The organism is Pseudomonas sp. Irchel s3h9, from assembly GCF_900187475.1.
Classification (GTDB): Bacteria; Pseudomonadota; Gammaproteobacteria; order Pseudomonadales; family Pseudomonadaceae; genus Aquipseudomonas; species Aquipseudomonas neuropathica.
Genome location: NZ_FYDH01000003.1, coordinates 438898 through 459385, shown reverse-complemented (window position 1 = coordinate 459385; position 20488 = coordinate 438898). Strand labels below are relative to the sequence as shown.

Annotated in this window: 22 protein-coding genes and 1 pseudogene; 15 read left to right on the top strand and 8 right to left on the bottom strand. The window is 59.0% G+C overall.

What is annotated here, in order from left to right; translation table 11 throughout:
* Window positions 1-79 precede the first annotated feature (79 nt).
* A complete protein-coding gene (locus CKW26_RS07165; protein WP_095048058.1) occupies window positions 80-505 on the bottom strand; it encodes an N-acetyltransferase in 426 nt (141 codons plus the stop codon).
* A 147-nt stretch (window positions 506-652) separates the two neighbouring features.
* Between CKW26_RS07165 and CKW26_RS07160 the strand changes: the two genes are divergently transcribed.
* From CKW26_RS07160 to CKW26_RS07145, 4 genes and pseudogenes are all read left to right on the top strand, one after another.
* Window positions 653-1090, top strand: a complete 438-nt coding sequence (locus CKW26_RS07160; protein ID WP_093434348.1) for a hemerythrin domain-containing protein — start codon at window positions 653-655, stop codon at window positions 1088-1090.
* Window positions 1091-1311: 221 nt separating this feature from the next.
* Window positions 1312-1947 carry a lytic polysaccharide monooxygenase auxiliary activity family 9 protein gene (locus CKW26_RS07155; protein ID WP_095048057.1) on the top strand — a complete coding sequence of 212 codons (636 nt, stop codon included), beginning with the start codon at window positions 1312-1314 and terminating at the stop codon, window positions 1945-1947.
* A 43-nt stretch (window positions 1948-1990) separates the two neighbouring features.
* Window positions 1991-2992 (top strand): annotated as a pseudogene (locus CKW26_RS07150) (chitinase); the annotation flags it as partial.
* A gap of 152 nt (window positions 2993-3144) precedes the next feature.
* Window positions 3145-3732 (top strand): NUDIX domain-containing protein, encoded by a 588-nt coding sequence (locus CKW26_RS07145; RefSeq protein ID WP_095048055.1) that lies wholly within the window; start codon window positions 3145-3147, stop codon window positions 3730-3732.
* Between the two features lie 98 nt (window positions 3733-3830).
* Here the strand turns inward: CKW26_RS07145 and CKW26_RS07140 are convergent, their stop codons facing one another.
* Window positions 3831-4346: a methylated-DNA--[protein]-cysteine S-methyltransferase gene (locus tag CKW26_RS07140; protein WP_095048054.1), complete on the bottom strand. Its 516-nt coding sequence runs from the start codon at window positions 4344-4346 to the stop codon at window positions 3831-3833.
* 154 nt (window positions 4347-4500) lie between these two features.
* Between CKW26_RS07140 and ggt the strand changes: the two genes are divergently transcribed.
* The 3 genes from ggt (at window position 4501) to CKW26_RS07125 (ending at window position 8038) form a co-directional block, all read left to right on the top strand.
* Complete coding sequence (ggt, locus tag CKW26_RS07135; RefSeq protein ID WP_093441230.1) at window positions 4501-6228, top strand: gamma-glutamyltransferase; 1728 nt, start codon at window positions 4501-4503, stop codon at window positions 6226-6228.
* Between the two features lie 66 nt (window positions 6229-6294).
* Window positions 6295-6828: a cysteine hydrolase family protein gene (locus CKW26_RS07130; protein WP_095048053.1), complete on the top strand. Its 534-nt coding sequence runs from the start codon at window positions 6295-6297 to the stop codon at window positions 6826-6828.
* 196 nt (window positions 6829-7024) lie between these two features.
* Entirely contained in the window at window positions 7025-8038 is a 1014-nt protein-coding gene (locus tag CKW26_RS07125) for a lysozyme inhibitor LprI family protein (protein WP_095048052.1), read from the top strand.
* Between the two features lie 19 nt (window positions 8039-8057).
* Here CKW26_RS07125 and CKW26_RS07120 read toward each other — a convergent pair whose 3' ends face one another.
* Entirely contained in the window at window positions 8058-8702 is a 645-nt protein-coding gene (locus CKW26_RS07120) for a TetR/AcrR family transcriptional regulator (RefSeq protein ID WP_095048051.1), read from the bottom strand.
* Between the two features lie 143 nt (window positions 8703-8845).
* On the opposite strand from CKW26_RS07120, the gene CKW26_RS07115 reads away from it, so the two are divergent.
* On the top strand, window positions 8846-9304 hold the full coding sequence (locus tag CKW26_RS07115) for an N-acetyltransferase (protein ID WP_095048050.1): 459 nt from the start codon (window positions 8846-8848) through the stop codon (window positions 9302-9304).
* Window positions 9305-9432: 128 nt separating this feature from the next.
* The gene (locus CKW26_RS07110) at window positions 9433-10068 is read left to right on the top strand and encodes a hypothetical protein (RefSeq protein ID WP_095048049.1); all 636 of its coding nucleotides are present in this window, start codon (window positions 9433-9435) and stop codon (window positions 10066-10068) included.
* A gap of 40 nt (window positions 10069-10108) precedes the next feature.
* On the opposite strand, the gene CKW26_RS07105 is transcribed toward CKW26_RS07110, so the two are convergent.
* Window positions 10109-10654: a hypothetical protein gene (locus CKW26_RS07105; RefSeq protein ID WP_095048048.1), complete on the bottom strand. Its 546-nt coding sequence runs from the start codon at window positions 10652-10654 to the stop codon at window positions 10109-10111.
* A gap of 53 nt (window positions 10655-10707) precedes the next feature.
* On the bottom strand, window positions 10708-11025 hold the full coding sequence (locus CKW26_RS07100; RefSeq protein WP_095048047.1) for a hypothetical protein: 318 nt from the start codon (window positions 11023-11025) through the stop codon (window positions 10708-10710).
* Window positions 11026-11182: 157 nt separating this feature from the next.
* Here CKW26_RS07100 and CKW26_RS07095 point away from each other — a divergent pair, with 157 nt between their 5' ends.
* Entirely contained in the window at window positions 11183-12628 is a 1446-nt protein-coding gene (locus CKW26_RS07095; RefSeq protein ID WP_095048046.1) for a SulP family inorganic anion transporter, read from the top strand.
* Between the two features lie 640 nt (window positions 12629-13268).
* Here CKW26_RS07095 and CKW26_RS07090 read toward each other — a convergent pair.
* Entirely contained in the window at window positions 13269-13781 is a 513-nt protein-coding gene (locus tag CKW26_RS07090; RefSeq protein WP_093441201.1) for a carboxymuconolactone decarboxylase family protein, read from the bottom strand.
* 131 nt (window positions 13782-13912) lie between these two features.
* On the opposite strand from CKW26_RS07090, the gene CKW26_RS07085 reads away from it, so the two are divergent.
* On the top strand, window positions 13913-14728 hold the full coding sequence (locus CKW26_RS07085) for an AraC family transcriptional regulator (RefSeq protein WP_095048045.1): 816 nt from the start codon (window positions 13913-13915) through the stop codon (window positions 14726-14728).
* A gap of 3 nt (window positions 14729-14731) precedes the next feature.
* On the opposite strand, the gene CKW26_RS07080 is transcribed toward CKW26_RS07085, so the two are convergent.
* Window positions 14732-15625 carry a DMT family transporter gene (locus CKW26_RS07080; RefSeq protein WP_095048044.1) on the bottom strand — a complete coding sequence of 298 codons (894 nt, stop codon included), beginning with the start codon at window positions 15623-15625 and terminating at the stop codon, window positions 14732-14734.
* 89 nt (window positions 15626-15714) lie between these two features.
* On the opposite strand from CKW26_RS07080, the gene CKW26_RS07075 reads away from it, so the two are divergent.
* From CKW26_RS07075 to CKW26_RS07060, 4 genes are all read left to right on the top strand, one after another.
* Entirely contained in the window at window positions 15715-17046 is a 1332-nt protein-coding gene (locus CKW26_RS07075) for a PLP-dependent aminotransferase family protein (protein ID WP_095048043.1), read from the top strand.
* A 52-nt stretch (window positions 17047-17098) separates the two neighbouring features.
* Window positions 17099-17485 (top strand): cytochrome c family protein, encoded by a 387-nt coding sequence (locus CKW26_RS07070; protein WP_095048105.1) that lies wholly within the window; start codon window positions 17099-17101, stop codon window positions 17483-17485.
* A gap of 197 nt (window positions 17486-17682) precedes the next feature.
* A complete protein-coding gene (locus CKW26_RS07065; RefSeq protein WP_095048042.1) occupies window positions 17683-18378 on the top strand; it encodes a hypothetical protein in 696 nt (231 codons plus the stop codon).
* 112 nt (window positions 18379-18490) lie between these two features.
* On the top strand, window positions 18491-18784 hold the full coding sequence (locus CKW26_RS07060) for a hypothetical protein (protein ID WP_095048041.1): 294 nt from the start codon (window positions 18491-18493) through the stop codon (window positions 18782-18784).
* Here CKW26_RS07060 and CKW26_RS07055 read toward each other — a convergent pair whose 3' ends face one another.
* Window positions 18785-20425, bottom strand: a complete 1641-nt coding sequence (locus CKW26_RS07055) for a sensor domain-containing diguanylate cyclase (RefSeq protein ID WP_095048040.1) — start codon at window positions 20423-20425, stop codon at window positions 18785-18787.
* Between the last annotated feature and the right edge of the window lie 63 nt (window positions 20426-20488).

Here is a 20488-nt window from a genome sequence, read left to right as displayed (position 1 = left end):
CGCCCGGAGCAGGCTCAATCCTACCGTGGAATGCATTCCAAATGTGGGAGCGAGCCTGCTCGCGAAGGGGTCGGTACATTCAACCTACAAGTCGCTTCTGGAAAAAATGCCGCTTGTGCCCCGGCGGATAATCGACAATCTCACCAAACTGGCTGTACCCGAGTTTCTTGTAGAACTCCGGTGCCTGAAAGTCGAACGTGTCGAGCCATGCGCCGATGCAGCCTTTCTCCCGCGCCAGCTCTTCGGCCATGCGCATCAGTTTCGAGCCAATACCCTGGCCCCGGCCTGCTTCAGGCACTGACAGCAAATCGATGAACAACCACTGGCAGACCAGCCGGCCATAGAGTCCACCCAGAATCTGATCGTGATCGTCACGCACCAGCAGGGTGAGCGGTTCGGATACCGCGATCCCGGCCTTGGCCACGTTATAGGCATGCAGGGGGGCGAGAATCGCTTGGCGTTCTTCTTCTGTGGAATGTTGAGACAACTCGATGCGCAAGTTCATGCCTGACTTCCTTGTGGTTTGAACCCGCAGCCTATCCTGCCCGGCGGTGATCTTCCAAGCCCCTCTCAACCCGGTGGAACTGCCGCTCACGCGCCGGGGTCTAGCTTTTACAGCGTCATTCCAGCACGCGGTTGATGAGGATCCCCCATGAATATTTTCGAAGCCCTTCGCGAAAGCCATGAGCGCCAGCGTAGCTACGCCAAAACCCTGATCGAAACCAGCGGCGACACCCCGGAGCGGGTCGAGGCGTACAAACAACTCAAAGCCGAACTCCAAGCCCACGAAACCGCCGAAGAACGCCATTTCTACATTCCGTTGATGGAGCTAGACGAGGGTGTCGATCTGAGCCGCCATGCCATCGCTGAACACCATGAAATGGACGAGATGATGGAAGAACTCGACGAGACCGAGATGTCCAGTCCCGCGTGGTTGGCAACCGCGAAGAAGCTGTCGGACAAGGTTCATCATCATTTGAAGGAAGAAGAGCAGAAGTTCTTCCAGATGGCCGGCAAATTGCTCAACGAGAAACAGAAAGTACAACTCGCCGGGCAGTACGAAAAGGAGTTCAAGGCACAGTTGCCGTGAGTACTGAATGGCAGTTTTTGCAGCATCGGCGTGTAATCTTTTGGCGTCATCTCGGGTGGGTGTTATCGTAAATGACTGTATATACATCCAGTATTTGCGGTGTTTTGCTGGCTTTCACCCACTGACTGCGACAAAACCGCCGATGGACAAAAAATTCGCCTCCGTTAGCTTGAAGGCCTCTCCTCGGAAAGGAGAGTTCTTAAATCAACGGAGTGAAAAACATGAGTCAACCACAAGCACAAACCCAACTGCGACATGGTCGCGTCATCTCTCCTGCCAGCCGCGGTGCGGTGGCCATTGAGCAAGGACTGCTCGGTGCCTGGCAGGTCAATGAAATGGAAGGCGGGAAAAATTTCCCGGCGCTGGCAGCGGGGCCGTTTCCGGCGCCATACCAGAGCGACTCGGACAGTGTCACGCCACCGGCCGACGGCTACATTCTCAGCGGTGGTAAGAGTGATGGCCGCGACTGCGTTAACTTCACCCATGAAGAAATGAGCAAGAAACTCGGTCGTCCATTCACCTGGCCGCTGCTCAATGTCACCCCGGGACAAACCCTCGAAATCAAGTGGGAATACACCGCGCCGCACACCACTCGCGGCTATCGCTGGCTGATCACCAAGGATGGCTGGGACCCGAAACAACGCATCAGCCGCGCGCAACTGGAAGCCCAACCGTTCTTCGAGGACTTCTACACTCAGGTGCCGTATTACAGCTACCCGAATGAGCTGAAGGCCAAGGTCAATCACGCGGTGAAACTGCCGGCCAACAAAAAAGGCCATCACGTGATCGTGCTGATGTGGATCGTCGCCAACACCGGCAACGCTTTCTATCAGGCCTTCGACGTCGACTTCAAATAACGGCGCTGCGTCGCCAAACCCACACGTTCTGAAGGATTAGAACATGTCAAAAATCGATTTCTCTTTAGTGCAAAACGCCGCGAGCGATGCCGCCTCGCTGATGCCGAGCATTGCCGGCAAAAAGATCCTCATGGGCTTCTGGCACAACTGGCCCGCAGGCCCGAGCGATGGTTATCGTCAGGGCCGCTTCGCCAGCCTGTCGCTGGAGCAAGTGCCCAAGGAGTACAACGTGGTCGCGGTGGCCTTTATGAAGGGCAGCGGGATTCCGACCTTCAAGCCGTTCAACGTTTCCGATGCCGAGTTCCGCCGTCAGGTCGGCGTGCTCAACAGCCAAGGGCGGGCCGTGTTGATCTCCCTCGGTGGCGCCGATGCGCACATCGAGTTGCGCAGCGGTCAGGAACAACCGCTGGCCAATGAAATCATCCGTCTGGTGGAAACCTACGGCTTCGACGGCCTGGATATTGATCTTGAACAGAGCGCGATTGATTTCGCGGCCAACAAGACCGTCCTGCCGGCCGCACTGAAACTGGTCAAGGATCACTACGCAGGCCAAGGCAAGCACTTCATCATCAGCATGGCCCCGGAGTTTCCATACCTGACCAGCACCGGCAAATACCTTAGCTACCTGCAGGCCCTGGAAGGCTACTACGACTTCATCGCCCCGCAGTTCTACAACCAGGGTGGCGACGGGGTCTGGGTGCAGGAAGCCAACAACGGCGCGGGCGCGTGGATTGCGCAGAACAACGATGCGTTGAAAGAGGATTTCCTCTACTACCTGACCGAAAGTCTGGTAACCGGCACACGCGGTTTCACCCGCATCGCGGCGGACAAATTCGTCATAGGCCTGCCGGCCAACAACGATGCGGCGGCAACCGGTTATGTGATCGACAAAACCGTGGTCGGTAACGTCCTCAAACGTCTGGCGATCAAAGGGCTGCCGATCAAAGGCCTGATGACCTGGTCGGTAAACTGGGACAACGGCACCAGCAAGGATGGCGTGCCGTACAACTGGGAGTTCAGCCGGCGTTATGGGCCGTTGATTCACGGGGTTCGTTCAGTCGAGCAGGATGTCGATGACTCGCTGTCGCACGTCGCTCGTTAGTTGCAAATAAAGAAGCCCGGTAGCGCTGCCGGGCTTTTTTTGTTGGCGCAATTATTCGACCATGGCGGCTTATTCAGGAAACAGGATCAAGCGTCATGTCCAACACAGCCGAGCGGGTCAGCATCGTCGACACTCAGGTGTTGTCCCACGACTGGTACCTGCTGAAGAAAATCACCTTCGACTATCACCGCAACAACGGCGAGTGGCAGCGTCAGACTCGTGAAGTCTATGATCGAGGCAACGGTGCAGCGATTTTGTTGTTTAATCGTGAACAGCGCACGGTGGTACTGACCCGGCAGTTTCGTTTGCCGGTATTCGTCAATGGTCATGATGGTTTGTTGATCGAGGTGGCGGCCGGATTACTCGAGGGCGCTGCGCCGGAGCAGCGGATTCGCGATGAAGCCGAAGAGGAAACCGGTTATCGCGTGCACGATGTGAAGAAGGTATTCGAGGCCTACATGAGTCCGGGTTCAGTGACCGAGAAGCTGCACTTTTTCATTGCCGAATACGACGCGGCATCGAAGGTCAGCGAAGGTGGTGGTCTGGAAGAAGAGACTGAAGAACTTGAAGTGCTGGAGTGGAGCTTCGACGAAGCGCTGGCGGCGTTTCAGCGCGGCGAGATCTGCGACGCCAAGACCATCATGCTGTTGCAGTATGCGGCGATGAATAACGTGTTTACCTGATAAATCAAAAGATCGCAGCCTTCGGCAGCTTCTACAGGAAAACGCACTCCAGGGTAGGAGCTGCCGAAGGCTGCGATCTCTTGATCTGTGTTAACTGACTAAAACAAATCCCCGGTTTTGCCAACCGTCGACCAGTCGCCACCCTCCAGGGTCAGCAAGTGCTCTTTCGCCTCTAGCCCTCCGGCGAACCCGGTGAGCTTCCCCGAGGCGCCGATCACCCGATGACAAGGCGCCACAATGGAAATCGGGTTGCGTCCGTTGGCGGCGCCTACTGCCCGCACAGCAGCGGGATTGCCAATCTGTCTGGCAATCTGGCTGTAGGTGCGCGTCTGGCCGAAGGGAATGGTCAGCAGCGCCGCCCAGACCTTTTTCTGAAAATCGGTGCCAGCGAAATCCAGTTCCAGATCAAAACAGTCACGCGTCCCGGAAAAATATTCTTCAAGTTGTCGAGCCGTTCGAATCAGGATCGGATTGTCGTGTGCCTCGCTCATCGGCCCGAGGCGCACGCGGTCGGGTTTATCGTTTTCCCAGAGGATGGCCGCCAGTCGTGAGCCGTTCGCGACCAGCTTCAGCTCGCCGACGGGCGATGGCACGGTGATGAACGTATAAGACATGACGGCAGACTCCGGAGCAGGGCGGCAACAGCGCCCAGCATACTGCCTGATCGGGGAGGCGCAATACGCAAAGCCGACCATACTGCTTGGTGCTTTTGCAGCGTTCCCCCCTTCTGTTCTGCACAGACCCTGAAAACAAAAAAGAGATCGACTCATGAAGTACGAACCTTTGGCCAAATCGCTGATAGCGACCTCACTGGCACTCAGCTGTCTCATGGCTCACGCGGCGTCGGTGGCACCGGTTGCCGCAGAAAACGGCATGGTGGTCACCGCGCAACATCTGGCCACCCATGTCGGCGTCGACGTATTGAAAAGTGGCGGTAATGCCGTCGATGCGGCGGTCGCCGTGGGTTACGCGCTGGCGGTGGTCTATCCCGCAGCAGGCAACCTGGGCGGAGGCGGCTTCATGACCATTCAACTGGCAGACGGGCGCAAGACCTTCCTCGATTTTCGTGAGAAAGCACCACTGGCGGCCACTGCCAACATGTACCTCGACAAGGAAGGCAACGTCATTCCCGACTTGAGTACCCGTGGCCACCTGGCGGTGGGCGTGCCGGGCACCGTGTCCGGCATGGAGCTGGCGCTGAGCAAATACGGGACCAAACCGCGCAAGGAAATGATTGCGCCGGCGATCAAACTGGCGGAAGACGGTTTTGCGCTGGAGCAGGGTGACGTCGAGTTGCTGGAGTACGCCACCGACGTGTTCAAGAAGGACATGCGCGACTCCGGTTCGATCTTCCTGCATAACGGCGAGCCGATGCAGGTCGGGCAGAAACTGGTGCAGAAGGATCTCGGCAAAACCCTGCGGACCATTTCCGAAAAAGGCGCCGACGGCTTCTATAAAGGCTGGGTTGCCGACGCCATCGTCACCTCCAGCCAGGCCAACAAAGGCATCATCACCCAGGCTGACCTCGATAAATACAAGACCCGCGAACTGGCTCCGGTGGAATGCGACTACCGTGGTTATCACGTGGTCTCGGCGCCGCCGCCAAGCTCTGGCGGGGTAGTGATCTGCCAGATCATGAACATCCTCGAAGGCTATCCGATGAAGGATCTGGGCTTCCATTCGGCCCAGGGCATGCATTATCAGATCGAAGCCATGCGCCACGCCTATGTTGATCGCAACAGCTACCTGGGCGATCCGGATTTCGTCAAAAATCCGATTGAGCATCTGCTGGACAAGAACTACGCGACCAAACTGCGCGACGCCATCCAGCCGCAAAAGGCCGGCGTGTCGGCTGAACTCAAACCCGGCGTAGCCCCCCATGAAGGCAGCAACACCACTCACTACTCGATCGTCGACAAGTGGGGCAATGCGGTGTCGGTCACTTACACCCTCAATGACTGGTTCGGCGCGGGCGTGATGGCGAGCAAGACCGGGGTGATTCTCAACGATGAAATGGACGACTTCACCTCCAAGGTCGGTGTGCCGAACATGTACGGCCTGGTGCAGGGCGAAGCCAATGCGATTGCTCCGGGCAAGGCACCGCTGTCGTCGATGAGCCCGACCATTGTCACCAAGGATGGCAAAGTGGTGATGGTGGTCGGTACACCGGGCGGCAGCCGTATTATCACGGCGACTTTGCTGACCATGCTCAACGTCATCGACTACGGCATGGGCCTGCAGGAAGCGGTCGATGCGCCACGCTTCCACCAGCAGTGGATGCCGGAGGAAACCAACCTCGAAGACTTCGCCGCCAGCCCCGACACGAAGAAGCTCCTCGAGAGCTGGGGTCACAAGTTCGCCGGTCCGCAGGACGCCAACCACATCGCCGCGATTCTGGTGGGTGCACCTTCCCTGGGCGGTAAGCCGGTCGGCAAAAACCGTTTCTACGGCGCCAACGATCCACGCCGCAACACGGGCTTGTCACTGGGTTACTGAGGAGCGTAAAAAGGGGGCGGGCTTACGTCCGCCCCTGTCTCAAGGACTGATCAAGGAAGGCTCATCATGACCACCGCATTACTGATCATCGACGTCCAGCGCGCCCTCTGCTCGGGTGAATATCAGTGCTACGACATTCAGCGTGTGATCGACACCATCAACGGTCTCAGTGCTCGCGCACGCAAGGCTGGCGTGCGCGTGGTGCTGATCCAGCATGAAGAAGAGGACAGCCCGTTGGCCCATGGTGCCGAAGGCTGGCAACTGGCTGATGAACTGTTAACCGTCGCCAGTGACTTGCGCGTACGCAAGACCACCCGGGACTCGTTTTACCAGACTGACCTGGGTAAATTTTTGCCAAGTGAAGACTTCGAACGACTGGTTATTTGCGGTCTGCAAACCGATTACTGTGTCAATGCGACCGTACGCCGGGCCCATGAGCTGGGTTATGACGTAGTGCTTGCCGCCGACGCGCATTCCACCGTCGACAACGGCAATATGAGCGCCGAAGACATCATCGCCGAGCACAACAAGGATCTGGCGCATCTGACTGGCTCGGTGGCGCGTATCGACGTCAAACCCGCAGCCAGCATCACGTTCTGACCATCCACACAAAACCTGTAGGAGTGAGCCTGCTCGCGATAGCGGTGTGGCATTTGATGCAACATCGTCTGACCGAACGCTATCGCGAGCAGGCTCACTCCTACAGTGATTGCGAAATCCTGATTGCTATGTACATCAGGGATTTCCGCTGGCAGCACTGGCATACTGCGCGCCGTCCGAAGAATGGAATCTCTCGATGTTCGCTATCTCCCTGCGTCATGCCTTGGCACTGATGTGCCTTGCGTTTGCCTCTATCACCCACGCCAGCAGTTTTGATTGCACCAGTGCCGCCAGCAAAACTGAAAAAGCCATTTGTGGCGACCCGCAGATCTCGCAACTCGATGAGAAGCTGGGCAAGCTCTGGCACTCGACATCGGCTGATGTCCCCGATGCCAAAGCCCTCAAGTCAGACCAGCGACAGTGGCTGAAAAACCGCAACGCCTGTGGCGATCAGACAGCCTGTTTGCGTCGGCAGTATTTAATGCGCCTGACCGAACTTGAACACGCCACCCAGCCCTTCAGTTGGGACGCGACCTGGCAGCTCATTCCGCCAGGGACCGCAACCTCGGCGACAGTCATAACCCAGCGCCGCGATCCCACGCACATCAGCATCGACATCACGGCGGCTGAGGGCGCCAACTCCGGTGATCTGGATGGCGTTGCCACACTCAAGGACGGTAAAGCCGTTTACTCGGAAGACCAGTGCACCCTGTTGTTCACCCCCATCAATGGTGTGCTGGATATTTCTATCGTCGGTGCAGGCGGATATTGCAGTGCCGGGTTGGGCGTCTACTACACCGGTCGTTTTGTCGCTTCGCAGCAACCGCTGACGCTGGATTACGACATGCTCAGCCTGGGCCTGGCGCAAACACCGGAAGAAAACCAGGCACTGCACACGTTGCTCAAGACTGATTATCAGACGCTGGTGGAAAAGTCCGGTTCGTTGATGACCGCTGAACCTTCCGCTGATGTGCCGGGTAGTCAGGTCTGGGAGATGTGGATGCGCGGCCTGGGTGGCACCGGCATCGTGATGCGGTCAGCCGATGGCCATTTCTGGGTCTTGTTGGTTACCTACGACAACACCGGACACTCGCGGCTGCGCTATTACACCGATGTTGCGAAATGGAAAAAACGTCTACCTGGCGCCTTGCACGACTGGAACGAGCGCATGAAAGATCATCTGGAACTCCCCGTAGACTTCATGCCCTGATCGGCGCAGCACTGCGCCATCACGTCGCAAACAACACACCACGAATCTCGCCCACCCGCGGCGCTACGACCACGCCCTCCAGCACCATGCGCGTGATCGTCTGTGCCGCCGTTTGATAATCCTCGTCCTGCGGCACTTCGCGCCCCATGATCCGGCCCATCTGCCAGCCGATATTGGTGTACGTGCGCGTCGCCGACCAGATGAACAGCATCAAATGCTCCGGATCCACCGGAGCGAGCAAACCGCGCTCGATCCAGCTGCGCAGACATTCAACGTTGCGCCGCGCTTCGGCCTGCAAAAGATCGCGGCACTCATCCGGCAACTGGCGACCGCCCAATAGCAACTCGCCACTGAATACCTTGGCAATCGCCGGATGTTCGCGGGCGATGCGAATGCGTGCGGCCACGTAGGCGCGCAGTCCCGTCAGCGGATCATCACTTTCACGCAGCACCGCCGAGGCTTCCAGCAGCGGCTCGACAAACCCCAGCAGCACTTTCCTGTAGAGGTTTTCCTTGCTCTGGAAGTAGTAATACAGATTGGCTTTGGGCACCCCGGCACGCGCCGCGATATCGCGGGTCTGGGTGGCGTTGAAGCCGTTGGCGGCGAATTCCTCGCTGGCAGCGGCGAGGATCAACTGCTCGTTGCGTACGCGGATGGCACTCATGGCAATACAGGTTGGCTGGACGGCATGGAAAGATTCTGGCGATTTCGGTTTCGCAATATACAAAACTATATAGCGATGAAGCCAGCACACTCGAAGGGCGGCGCTATGCTGGTTCGATCATTGACTGGAAACGGAGCGGGCACATGACCCTTCAGGCACTGCGGGCCGACGCGACACACCTGGATGCGGTGGCGCAGTTGTTCGACGCTTACCGAGGCTTTTACCAGCAGCCGTCGAACCTTGAGCAATCACGAACCTTCATCGCCGCGCGCATGGCCGACGATGAATCCGCGATTTTTCTGGTTCAGGATGAAAAGGGCGAGGCGCTGGGTTTCGTGCAGTTGTATCCGACGTTCTCGTCCATCGATGCCCACCGCACCTGGCTACTCAGCGACCTGTTCACCACGCCCGCCGCCCGTGGGCGTGGGGTTGGCCGATTGTTGATGAACACTGCACGCGACTTTGCCTTGGCGACCGGTGCCAAAGGGCTGGTACTGGAAACCGCAACCGACAACTTCACGGCTCAAGGCTTGTACGAATCCCTCGGCTACGTGCGTGACAGCGGTTATTACACCTACAACCTCGACTTGCGGCAGGGCTGAGCAAAATTTTTTGCTGATTTCCTCAATTCAGGCTTTCGCCCGAAGGCCGCTCTCTCTAGAATCCGCCCGGCCTTCACAATGAAGGCGCAATGCCATCATTTGGTCTTGTACACATAGGGACGGACATCATGCAATTCGGGAAAATGCTGGCGCTGGGGCTGGTACTTGCGCTGGGCGGTTGTGCCAGTTTCACCAAAGACGAAGTGGCGCCGGTGACCATGCCGTCGATGGCCAGCTACACCAACAAGCCAAACGTCTACGTCGATTTCGACTTCTACCAGGGCGAACCGAAAAGCGGCTCCGCCGTGGAAGTGCCGCAAGCGCGCGATCAACTGAAACCACAGCTGCAAAAAATTCTCACTGACTCGGGTTTGTTCGGCCGTGTCACCCTGGACGAGTTCCAGAAGCAGCCGGGCGATTACAGCCTGCGTCTGAAAATGTACAACCATCCGCCGAATGCCGGCTCGATGGTGCTGGGCTTCATCAGTGGTTTCAGCCTGGGGGTGATCCCGGCGTACGGCACCGATCAGTACACCATGAGCCTGGAAGGCATGGATGGACAAGGTCAGGCCCTGACCACCGCGAGCAACCACGATGCGGTCGGCACCTGGATTGGTATCTGGTTCATTCCACTGATGGCCAACACACCGAAAGACGCGGTGAATGACACCTTCACCCGTCAGGTCAACGCGCTGCTCAAGCAGATGGTTGATAGCAAGAACCTGAAGTACTCGGCACTCGAAACCCGCATTCCACGGGGCTGAAGCGAAAAAAAGAGCCGCAATCGCGGCTCTTTTTTTACCCTTACTTCAGGGCCTGAATGAACTGTGGATCGCTGTAGAGTTCCTTGAGCAAGTCACGCACCATCGGGTTGTAAGCGTTGACTGCGTTCGGGATCGCAATGAAGCCGAAGAAGCTGCTGCTCCATTGGCTGCTGACATTCTTGGTCGCGTCGTACACCACATTGTTGCCGTTGAGCAGGGTGAAACGTGCAGCAAGTTTGCCGTCGCCCGTGCCCATGCCGGCGGACAGTTCGTTCTTCACCACCAGCACTTTCAACTGACGCTGAGCCTGCGGATCGAGCAGACCGGCCTTGCGCAGTTCTTCGGTGATCGCATCCTGAATGTGTGCCGGGATGCTGCCGGACGGCGAGCGAACCGGGTTGGCACGGACCACCAGCGAACCTTCACCGGATTCGGCCGTGACCTGAGGATTGCTGATCGCGTGCAGCGGCGGGGTTTGTTTTAGCTTCTGCACGTTCTCGAAGCTTGGTTCGTAACGGGTCATGGTCATGCCACAGCCTTGCAGGAGCAGGGCCAGCATCGGGATCAACAACAGCGACTTCTTCACGGCAGTTCCTTGCGTGGGAATAGAGGAGGGCGCGAATTATGGGCAGAGTGCCATCATTGAGCAACCTCGTTCGTTTGCGCGTTGAGCATTTGCTCGATCTGCGCCAATTCCCAGGTACTGAGCAAACTCACCGGATCGGTGCCGTAACGCTGCCAGCTCTCCAGCGCACCTTCTTGCCCATCGTCGCTGCGGGCAAATTCACAGTGGTGTAACCGCCCACCTTCAACATCCAGCCGCAACTGCCAGCCCCCGATATCGACCGTGACCAGCCCGGCCTCGGCAGGCCGCTCGCAGATTTTCAAAACGAGCACGCCCAACGCCGCTTCACGCAGACGCTGAGACACCTCGCGGGCGCTCAGAAATGCAGACATGTCGAACTCAATGACCAGAGGAGCGGGCCAGCATAAAGCCCGAGTCGACAAGTGTCAGCGTTCACTGGCCCGATCCGCGACAATTCCGTAACATCCGCAACCCTCTTTTTCCCGAACACCTGCAGCCGCACTCGGCGGCCGCTCAATCAGGTAAGCCATGAAACCGATTCGTCTGCGCGCCGATGTCCTGGCCGGACTCACCACCTCGTTTGCCCTGTTGCCCGAATGCATTGCGTTCGCACTGGTGGCGCACCTCAATCCGCTGATGGGCCTGTATGGCGCGTTCATCATTTGCACGCTGACGGCGTTGTTCGGCGGGCGGCCGGGCATGGTCTCCGGCGCGGCCGGTTCGATGGCCGTGGTCATCGTTGCGCTGGTGGTGCAGCACGGTGTGCAGTATTTGCTGGCGACGGTGTTGCTTGGTGGTTTGATCATGATGGCGTTCGGCTTGCTGCGCTTGGGCAAACTGGTGCGCATGGTGCCGCACCCGGTGATGCTCGGCTTCGTCAACGGCCTGGCGATCATCATTGCGCTGGCGCAACTGGAACATTTCAAGAGCGGTGAGGACTGGCTCAGCGGCACGCCGTTGTACCTGATGGCCGGGCTGGTGGCGCTGACCATGGCCATCGTCTATATCCTGCCGCGCCTGACCCGTGCAGTGCCGCCAGCACTGGTGGCAATCCTCGGCGTCGGTCTGCTGGTCTATCTGTTCGGCCTGCCGACCCGCACCCTCGGCGACATGGCGCACATTGCCGGCGGCTTGCCGACGTTCGCTTTGCCGGACATCCCGTGGAATCTTGAAACCCTGCGCATCATCGCGCCTTACGCGATTCTGATGGCGCTGGTCGGTCTGCTGGAAACCCTGCTGACGTTGAACCTGACCGATGAAATCACCGAAACCCGTGGCTATCCGGATCGCGAGTGCGTGGCGCTCGGTGCGGCCAATATGGTCTCGGGCGCATTCGGTGGCATGGGCGGTTGCGCGATGATCGGCCAGACCGTGATCAACCTCAGTTCCGGTGGGCGCGGGCGCTTGTCTGGCGTTGTCGCTGGGGTGCTGATTCTGTTGTTCATTCTGTTTCTGTCGCCGCTGATCGAGCGTATTCCGCTGGCGGCGCTGGTGGGTGTGATGTTTGTGGTGTCGCAGCAGACTTTTGCCTGGGTGTCGTTGCGGGTGGTGAACAAAGTACCGCTCAATGATGTGCTGGTGATCATTGCTGTGACTACCATCACTGTGTTCACTGATCTGGCCACTGCGGTGTTGTGCGGCATCATTATCGCTGCGCTTAACTTTGCCTGGCAGCAGGCTCGTGAGCTGTATGCCGATGAGCATCTGGAGGCTGACGGCAGCAAGCTTTATCGTCTGCATGGCACGTTGTTTTTTGCTTCGACTACGCCGTTTCTCAATCAGTTTGATCCGGCTAATGATCCGGCTCGGGTGACTTTGGATTGTCGGCATTTGAGTTTTGTCGATTATTCGGCGATTGCGGCGTTGAAGACTCTGCGCGAGCGCTATGCCAAGGCGGGTAAGCATTTGCAGGTGTTTCATTTGTCTGAGCGGTGCAAGAAGTTGCTTAAGCGGGCGGGGGAGGAGCATCACTGATCAGTCGTGGGCGTTGGCTATGGTTGTCTGGATTACTGAGTACATATCCGTTGCTGCGGTAACGGCCACTTAGGGTTTCGCCCTGACGGCGACTCACTTTTTTTACAAACGCCTAAAAAAAGTAAGCAAAAAAACGCTTGCTCCTACGTGCGGCCCGCTCGCTGGGGCTCGGGGTTCCTTCGCTCCGGGATCCATCCGGGCGCATCGCCTACGGTTTGCTTCGCTGCACCTCCTCTCGCTGTGTTTGGCTGCGCCAAACGGTCGCTGCGCTCCCACGCCCGGATGAATCCCTCCACTCAGCCTTCCGACGTCGCCCGTGGATCAAGATCAAGAGCTGCAGCCGAGCTAACGCTCATCCTGTTGAGTGGGGCGGCTTTGCCGCTGGGGTTGTACGCACGTTAAAACTGTGGGAGCGAGCCTGCTCGCGAAGGCGGCCTGACAGCCGACCTGTTTCTGGCGGCCTGACAGCCGACCTGTTTCTGGCGGCCTGACAGCCGACCTGTTTCTGGCGGGTTGTAGGCGATCCAATTGTAGGAGTGAGCCTGCTCGCGATGGCGTCGGGTCGGTCAAAGATGCTTTGAATGACACGCCGCTAGCGCTTGCAGATTCGCTCCCACTGGTGTTGTTGTGTGGCCAGACTTCAGATGGCCGGGAAGTCGATATCGGTCAGCGCCGCGTTGTTCAGGTAGTTGGTCAGGCTCTGCACGGCCACCAGTGCAATCACTTCAATGATCTTCACGTCGTCGATGCCGGCAGCGCGGGCGGCGGCGATTTGTTCATCACTCAAGTGGCCACGGCTTTCAGTCAATTGGCGGGCGAGGGTGGCGTAGGCGTTGAGCTCGCCCTGGCGTGCGGCGACGATGTCCTGCGCCGAGAGCCCGGCTTTGCCGGCAAACAAGGTGTGTGCCGCCAGGCAGTAGTCGCAACCGTTGACCTGTGAGGTGGCGAGGTACACCGCTTCTTTTTCCTGGGCGTTCAGCGAGGTCTTGCCGAGGATCGCTGAGGCTTGTACGTAGGTTTCGAGGGCCACCGGTGCTTTGGCCAGGGTGGTGAAGACGTTGGGCAGGAAACCGATTTTCTTTTTCACGCCTTCCAGCACAGGGCGGCTGGCGTCGGCGGCGGTTTCGAGGCTGATAGCGTGGATGCGGCTCATGTTGATTCTCCGAAAGTCCGGTGCGAAGTGCGCCGGGGATGGAGGTCATGTTATGCAGTGAGGCTGGTGGATTGGCGGCAAATCGTCGAGGATATGCGGCAGATCGTCCAGATATGCCCTCGGAGTCGTCCATGGATCGCCTTTCAACATTGCTCAGCCATTTCGGCGTGAATGCCGGTACGTTCCACAGCGGCGCGTTTTGCGGCGTCAGCGTTCATGACAACGAGCCGGTGGGGCATGTGCATCTTTTGCAGGCCGGTGAATTGCTGCTCAAACCGGGCAACGAGCGTGAGATTCGCCTGAGCGAACCGTCGCTGATCTTCTTCCCCCGACCCTTTACCCATCGCATGTTTGCCGATGAAGCCATGGACACCCGATTGGTCTGCGCCACGCTGACGTTTGATGGCGGCTCCGGCAATGCCCTGGCGGCGGCGCTGCCGGATTATCTGGTGCTGAAACTGACGGACATCCCGGAGTTGGGCAACACCGTGGAATGGCTGTTCAAGGAAGCGTTCGAAGGTCATTGCGGGCGGGTGGCGGTGATGGATCGCCTGTTCGAACTGCTGGTTATTCTGTTGCTGCGGCATTTGATCAGCAGTCGCGAACAACAACCGGGGATGATCGCCGGGCTGGCCGATCCACGCCTGTCCCGTGCCTTGAACCTGATGCACGAGCAACCGCAAAAACCGTGGAGCGTGGCGGATCTGGCCGCTGTCGCCAACCTGTCCCGCGCCGGGTTTGCCGAGCAGTTTCGCCGGGTTGTCGGGCAAACGCCGGCCGATTATCTGCTGAGTTGGCGCGTCAGCCTGGCGCAGAAACGCCTGCGCGAAGGCAGACCGATTGCGCTGATTGCCGAAGAGGTCGGTTACGAAAGTCCTTCGGCGCTGGCCCGGGCGTTTCGGCGCAAGACCGGGCTCAGCCCACGCGAGTGGAAGGCGGGTGCCTGAAGATCATTTGGCGAACTTCTTCGCCCCGGCGACACACAGGATCACGCCAAACGTCACGGCGAGCATGCCGAGGCTGACCTGTTCATGTAGCAGGGTCGCCGCCAGCGCCAGACCGAAAAACGGCTGCAGTAATTGCAACTGACCGACCGCGGCAATCCCGCCCTGAGCCAGGCCGCGATACCAGAACACAAAACCGATCAGCATGCTGAACAGCGACACGTAACCCAGGCATAGCCACGCCGACAGACTGATTGTGTTGAACGAGGCGGGCGCCAGCCACACACTCAACACCGCCATGAGTGGCAGCGAAAGCACCAGCGCCCAGCAAATCACCTGCCAGCCGCCGAGAGTGCGCGACAACTTCGCGCCTTCGGCGTAACCGAGACCGCAGGCCAGAATCGCCGCGAGCATCAGCAGATCGCCAGTGGGCGAGGCAGTCAGACCTTGTGCCAGCGCGAAGCCGACCACCAGCGCGCTGCCGAGCATCGAGAAAATCCAGAACACCGGTCGCGGCCGCTCACCGCCGCGCAGCACAGCAAAAATCGCTGTGGCCAGTGGCAGCAAGCCGACAAACACAATCGAATGCGCCGACGTCACATGTTGCAGCGCCAGGGCGGTCAACAGCGGAAAACCAAGCACCACGCCCAGCGCGACAATCAACAGCGACAACCACTGATTGCGCGCCGGGCGCCGCTCGCGAAACAGCCACAACAGCACCACCGCCAACACCCCGGCGATGGCGGCGCGGACCACCGTGAGAAACACCGGATCGAACTCCAGCACCGCCATACGCGTGGCCGGCAGCGAACCGCTGAAGATCACCACGCCGATAAAACCGTTGATCCAGCCACTGGTTTTTTCCAGTGCCGGGGTCGTTAGATTCGAAGTCCTTTCCATCACCGTTCACGCTCGGAAGTGGGTTGCATTGCAGCCATGCTAGAGCCGAGAATCAGCACAATCAAAGAATTGTCATGGATACATCCGGCATGCCACGTTCGCGCTACAAGACACTGGTTGATGCCTTTGCTGCGGACATTCGCTCGGGGATGCTGCCGCCAGGTACACGGTTGCCGACCCATCGGCAATTGGCGGCTCAGGAAGGGTTGGCGCTGGTCACGGCTTCGCGGGTGTACGCGGAGCTGGAGGCCATGGGCCTGATCAGCGGCGAGACCGGGCGCGGCACGTTTGTCCGCGAAACCTCGCTGTCGCCGGGGCAGGGCATCGATCAGAAACAAGTGGCGGTCGGCATGATCGACCTCAATTTCAATTATCCGTCGTTGCCCGGTCAGGCGGATTTGTTGCGCACTGCGCTGCGCCAATTGGCGTTGTCGGGCGATCTGGAGGCGTTGCTGCGTTATCAACCGCACGCCGGGCGCGGCCACGAGCGCGCGTCGGTCGCGCGGCACCTGCTGACGCGCGGGGTGAGGGTCGAGGCCGAGCAAGTGCTGATCGTCAACGGCGCCCAGCAAGGCCTCGCAGTGACGCTGATGACGCTGCTCAAACCCGGCGATGTGATTGCCGCCGACGCGCTGACCTATTCCGGGTTCAAGGTGCTGGCCGAAGCGCTGCATCTGGAAGTCGTAGCCATTCCGCTCGGTGATCAAGGGCCGGATCTCGTCGCGCTGGAGAAACTCTGTCGCAGCCGCTCGGTGCGCGCCGTGTACAGCATGCCGACGTTGCACAACCCGTTGGGTTGGGTGATGCCGCTGGCGCAGCGCGAGCAGTTGGTGGCTATTGCCCGGCGACATGATCTGACAATAATCGAAGACGCGGCCTACGCCTTTTTGGTTGAAAACCCACCGCGTACGCTGATCGATCTGGCGCCGGAGCGCACGGTGTACGTGTCGGGCCTGTCGAAAAACATCGCCACAGGCCTGCGTGTCGGTTTCATCGCCGCCCCGACCGACGTGGTGCCAGCACTGGAACGCATCATCCGCGCCACGACCTGGAACACCCCAGGCGTCATGACTGCCATCGCCTGTGGCTGGCTCGACGACGGCACGGTGACGGTGCTTGAGGAACAGAAGCGCAACGACGCCAAGGTGCGGCAGGCACTGGCCACCGAAGTGTTGAAAGGACTGCCGAGCATTGGCCATCCGGCGTCGTATTTCCTGTGGCTACCGCTGCCGGAAGACGTGCGCGCCGATCAGATTGTCGTCGAGCTGATGCACGAGCAGATTTCCGTCACCACGGCTGAACCGTTTTCGGTGGCGGGTCATGTGCCACATGCGATTCGCTTGGCGTTGGGCTCGGTAGAGATGGACGTGTTGCGTCAGGCGTTGAGCAAAGTCAGAAAGATCATTGGCGCTTACCTGTAAAAACATAATGCTACCCTTGCGTCGCCCGATGCAGACCGATCCGGAACTCTCGATGAAAAACACCGCTGCACTGTCACTCGCCCTGATGCTCGCCACTGGCCTGTCCAGTACGTTCACCCTCGCCGCAGGCGACCCCGAAGCCGGCGCGAAAATTTTTCCGCGTCTGTGCGGCGGCTGCCATCAGGTCGGCGAATCGGCCCGCCCCGGATTCGGTCCGCAACTCAATGGCATCATCGGTCGGCCCGCCGGTACGTCAGCGAATTACGTGTATTCAGATGCGATGAAGAACTCGGGAGTGACCTGGGATCGCGAAACGCTGATCGCCTATCTGAAGGATCCGAAAGGCGTGGTGCCCGGTACGCGGATGATTTTCTGGGGCTTGAGCGACGAAGAAAAACTCGACAATTTGCTGGCGTACCTCCAGACCTTCACGCAATAACGGCAGCTCCTACAGGGCGTGCGTGTTTTTGAGGTGCAGCGATGTCGGTTGATGCTCTCTGTGGCAACCCCCTCCATCACGCTCGATTGATTCCGCCGCCAGGGTCATGACCGTCACCACTACGTCTTCTTCGCGACTCAAGTATTGCGGTGCTCGGGCGATATGCCGGACACCCAAGTCCCTGATTGAAAAATGACATGAAAAAGCTACTCGTCGCTGTTGCTGCCCTCGTTTTGCTGACGGGTTGCGTGACCAAAGATCTCAGCGTTGAAGACCGCCAGCAGATCAAAACCGTGAAAGTGCTGCCGGTGTTTGTTGCCGTCGATAACTTTCAATACACCAGCATGACGCAGACCTGGGGCGCCGGCCTGGGTGCTGGAGCCGGCGCAGCGGCAGGTATGGCCTCAGGTGCTTCGACTTCTGGCGCCGGTGCGTTAACGGGGGCGGGCTCTGTGGCAGGGACGAAAGCGGCGGACGTGGCCACCGGCGATATCACTCTGGCGATTCGCAACAACATGAAGGCCAATGGCATCGACCTGAGCCAGTTGATCCGGCAAAGCTTCGAAAAACGCGTACAGCAGGAGCATCTGTTTACCGTGGTGGGCGAGGGTGAGCGAGCCGATGCCGAGGTCGAAATTCTGGTCTCGCAATGGGGCCTCTGCCTGAAGAACTTCAGCACCGTGTTGTATCCCGTCATCGGTGCCACGGCGCAAATCAAGCGTAACGGCTCAGCGGTATGGCGTAATTTCGACACGATCTCTGTATCCAACGATGCCAACACCATCGCCTATACACCGGAGCAGTACGCCACGGATCCCGAGGCGTTGCGCAAAGCGTTCAGCCATGTGTCCGATCTGGTGGTCAACAAGCTGGTCGATCACTTGAAACAGTAATCGGCACAAGGCGATCGTGTTCGCGGAACGCTGCGGTCGGTCACGGGTCGATAGGGTACTTGTGCGGTATTTCCCTATCGTCCGGCACACCGTTGCACTCAAGGAGCTCACCATGAAATCTCTGCTACTGGCAGCCCCGCTGTTGCTTGTCAGCGCAATCGCCCATGCCGGCATCCCTATGCTCAACGCGACGTGCCCGGGCAAGATCGAAGTGCACGCCGATGAAGGCGGCCCGATCTACATCAATGGCAAGGAAGGCCAGTTGAAGAAGTTCAATGAGAACTACTTCGAAGCCAAAGGCGCGGGCGTGACCATTTCCCTGAGCATCAATCCCGACGGTTCGCCTGCGGTGTCGTACACCGGGAAGAACCGGGCCAACGGGATTTGCGAAGTGAAGAAGGGCTGATCACGCCACCTGATTACGACCTGCCGCCTTGGCCTGATACAACTGCTGATCGGCGCGTTTGATCAGTGCGTTGTGGTTGTTATCGGCCGGGTCCGCCAGGCCGATGCCGATGCTGACCGTCACTTGCCCGATCACCGGGAAGTGAGCTTCGGCGACCGCCACGCGGATCTTCTCGGCGACGACTTCCGGAGTGTCGGGTTTGGCGATTTCCGGCAACAGCACAGCGAACTCTTCGCCGCCGTAACGGGCGACGAAATCGGTGGTGCGCAAGCTGCTCTGAATCAACTGCGCCAATTGTTGCAGCACATCATCACCCACTGCGTGGCCGTGGGAATCATTGATGCGCTTGAAGTGATCGGCATCGATCAGCAGCAGGGAGAACGGACGTCCGGTGCGGCGGAACAGCAGTGTGTATTCGGTGAGTTTCTCGTCGAAACGGCGACGGTTGTAAACGCCGGTCAAACTGTCGTGGGTCGCCAAGCTGAGCAATTCGGCATTGGCCTGCGTCAGCGCAGCGGTGCGTTGCGCGACGGTTGCTTCCAGCGAGGCATTGGCCTCTTGCAGCTCGCGCTCTTTGCCGAGCAGCGATTGCGTCATGGCATCAATGGACTGGCCGAGCTGGGCAATTTCCAGCACCGGGTGTTGCAGCGGGAATTGCGCACCGGGTTGTTGGTTTTGCACCTGCCGCGCCGAGCGCGCGAGCTGTTCGATCGGTCGGCTCAGGTACAGCGCCAGGTAGTAAGCCACCAAGCCGAACAGCACCGCCGCGACCACACCCAGAATCAGCAATTTGTACATCAGCAGGCGCGCCGGTTGCAGTGCGGTTTCCAATGGCTGGCGCACGGCAATCGACCATGACAGCACCGTACTCGATGGCGTCGGTACGATGACCACGCTGGTGAGGAATCCGTTGCCCGCCGTCCAGCCTTGCCTTTTGGTGTCAATTGCCAGTTGCTGACCCATCAGCGCTTCCGGGTAGAGCACTTTGCCATCGTGATCGATGATCAACGCTTCGATATCCGGCGTTGAGTTTTTATGCGAAAGCGCCGCCGACTCAACAATGCGCGTCACCCAGCTCCAGTGTGCGTGGGCGCCAAGAACACCAATCACCTGGCCGTCTGCGTTGCGGATCGGTGCGGCGAAATCGATGAAGCGCAGCGGTTCACCGTTCGGCAGGGCCGGCAGCATTTTCGCCAGCAACACCGCCTCATGAGGATCGCCGGTGTACTCGCCGCGCAACCCGGCCTGGAACCAGGGCCGTTGCTGCACCGATTGGCCGACCAGCAAGTCGTTCACCGCCTGATGCACCTTGCCCTCGGCATCGGTGACGCCCATCCACGCATACTCGGTGCGGGCCTGGGTGCGCAGTTGCATCGATTTCAGAATCGCCGGGTTATCCAGATCACCACGCTCCAGATGCGGCGCACGGCTGAGCAGATACACCTCCAACTGGCGTTCGCGCAGTCGTTCACCCAACAACGATGCGGCCGAGCGCGCGGTGTTGAGCAACGCATTGCCGCTGGCTTGCTTCATTTGTTCCGTGGCGATATGGCCGACATAGAAGCCCACGCTCAGCAGCGTCAGCAGGGATAAACCGGCAAACCAAAGGGTGAGGTGGCTACGCAGACTGGCTTTGAGCATGGGCAGTCGAGGTCTGTTTTGGAGTTGTGGCCGCATGGTATGCGCAATGGGCGGTGGGTGGCC

Bases quoted from the DNA above. Each gene is read 5' to 3' on its own strand.
- CKW26_RS07080 (WP_095048044.1), bottom strand. From the start codon at position 15,625: ATGGAAAGGACTTCGAATCTAACGACCCCGGCACTGGAAAAAACCAGT.
- CKW26_RS07155 (WP_095048057.1), top strand. From the start codon at position 1,312: ATGAGTCAACCACAAGCACAAACCCAACTGCGACATGGTCGCGTCATC.
- CKW26_RS07130 (WP_095048053.1), top strand. From the start codon at position 6,295: ATGACCACCGCATTACTGATCATCGACGTCCAGCGCGCCCTCTGCTCG.
- CKW26_RS07160 (WP_093434348.1), top strand. From the start codon at position 653: ATGAATATTTTCGAAGCCCTTCGCGAAAGCCATGAGCGCCAGCGTAGC.
- CKW26_RS07125 (WP_095048052.1), top strand. From the start codon at position 7,025: ATGTTCGCTATCTCCCTGCGTCATGCCTTGGCACTGATGTGCCTTGCG.
- CKW26_RS07115 (WP_095048050.1), top strand. From the start codon at position 8,846: ATGACCCTTCAGGCACTGCGGGCCGACGCGACACACCTGGATGCGGTG.
- CKW26_RS07085 (WP_095048045.1), top strand. From the start codon at position 13,913: ATGGATCGCCTTTCAACATTGCTCAGCCATTTCGGCGTGAATGCCGGT.
- CKW26_RS07095 (WP_095048046.1), top strand. From the start codon at position 11,183: ATGAAACCGATTCGTCTGCGCGCCGATGTCCTGGCCGGACTCACCACC.
- CKW26_RS07120 (WP_095048051.1), bottom strand. From the start codon at position 8,702: ATGAGTGCCATCCGCGTACGCAACGAGCAGTTGATCCTCGCCGCTGCC.
- CKW26_RS07090 (WP_093441201.1), bottom strand. From the start codon at position 13,781: ATGAGCCGCATCCACGCTATCAGCCTCGAAACCGCCGCCGACGCCAGC.
- CKW26_RS07140 (WP_095048054.1), bottom strand. From the start codon at position 4,346: ATGTCTTATACGTTCATCACCGTGCCATCGCCCGTCGGCGAGCTGAAG.
- CKW26_RS07145 (WP_095048055.1), top strand. From the start codon at position 3,145: ATGTCCAACACAGCCGAGCGGGTCAGCATCGTCGACACTCAGGTGTTG.
- CKW26_RS07065 (WP_095048042.1), top strand. From the start codon at position 17,683: ATGAAAAAGCTACTCGTCGCTGTTGCTGCCCTCGTTTTGCTGACGGGT.
- CKW26_RS07060 (WP_095048041.1), top strand. From the start codon at position 18,491: ATGAAATCTCTGCTACTGGCAGCCCCGCTGTTGCTTGTCAGCGCAATC.
- CKW26_RS07070 (WP_095048105.1), top strand. From the start codon at position 17,099: ATGAAAAACACCGCTGCACTGTCACTCGCCCTGATGCTCGCCACTGGC.
- CKW26_RS07110 (WP_095048049.1), top strand. From the start codon at position 9,433: ATGCAATTCGGGAAAATGCTGGCGCTGGGGCTGGTACTTGCGCTGGGC.
- CKW26_RS07165 (WP_095048058.1), bottom strand. From the start codon at position 505: ATGAACTTGCGCATCGAGTTGTCTCAACATTCCACAGAAGAAGAACGC.
- CKW26_RS07055 (WP_095048040.1), bottom strand. From the start codon at position 20,425: ATGCTCAAAGCCAGTCTGCGTAGCCACCTCACCCTTTGGTTTGCCGGT.
- CKW26_RS07075 (WP_095048043.1), top strand. From the start codon at position 15,715: ATGCCACGTTCGCGCTACAAGACACTGGTTGATGCCTTTGCTGCGGAC.
- ggt (WP_093441230.1), top strand. From the start codon at position 4,501: ATGAAGTACGAACCTTTGGCCAAATCGCTGATAGCGACCTCACTGGCA.
- CKW26_RS07100 (WP_095048047.1), bottom strand. From the start codon at position 11,025: ATGTCTGCATTTCTGAGCGCCCGCGAGGTGTCTCAGCGTCTGCGTGAA.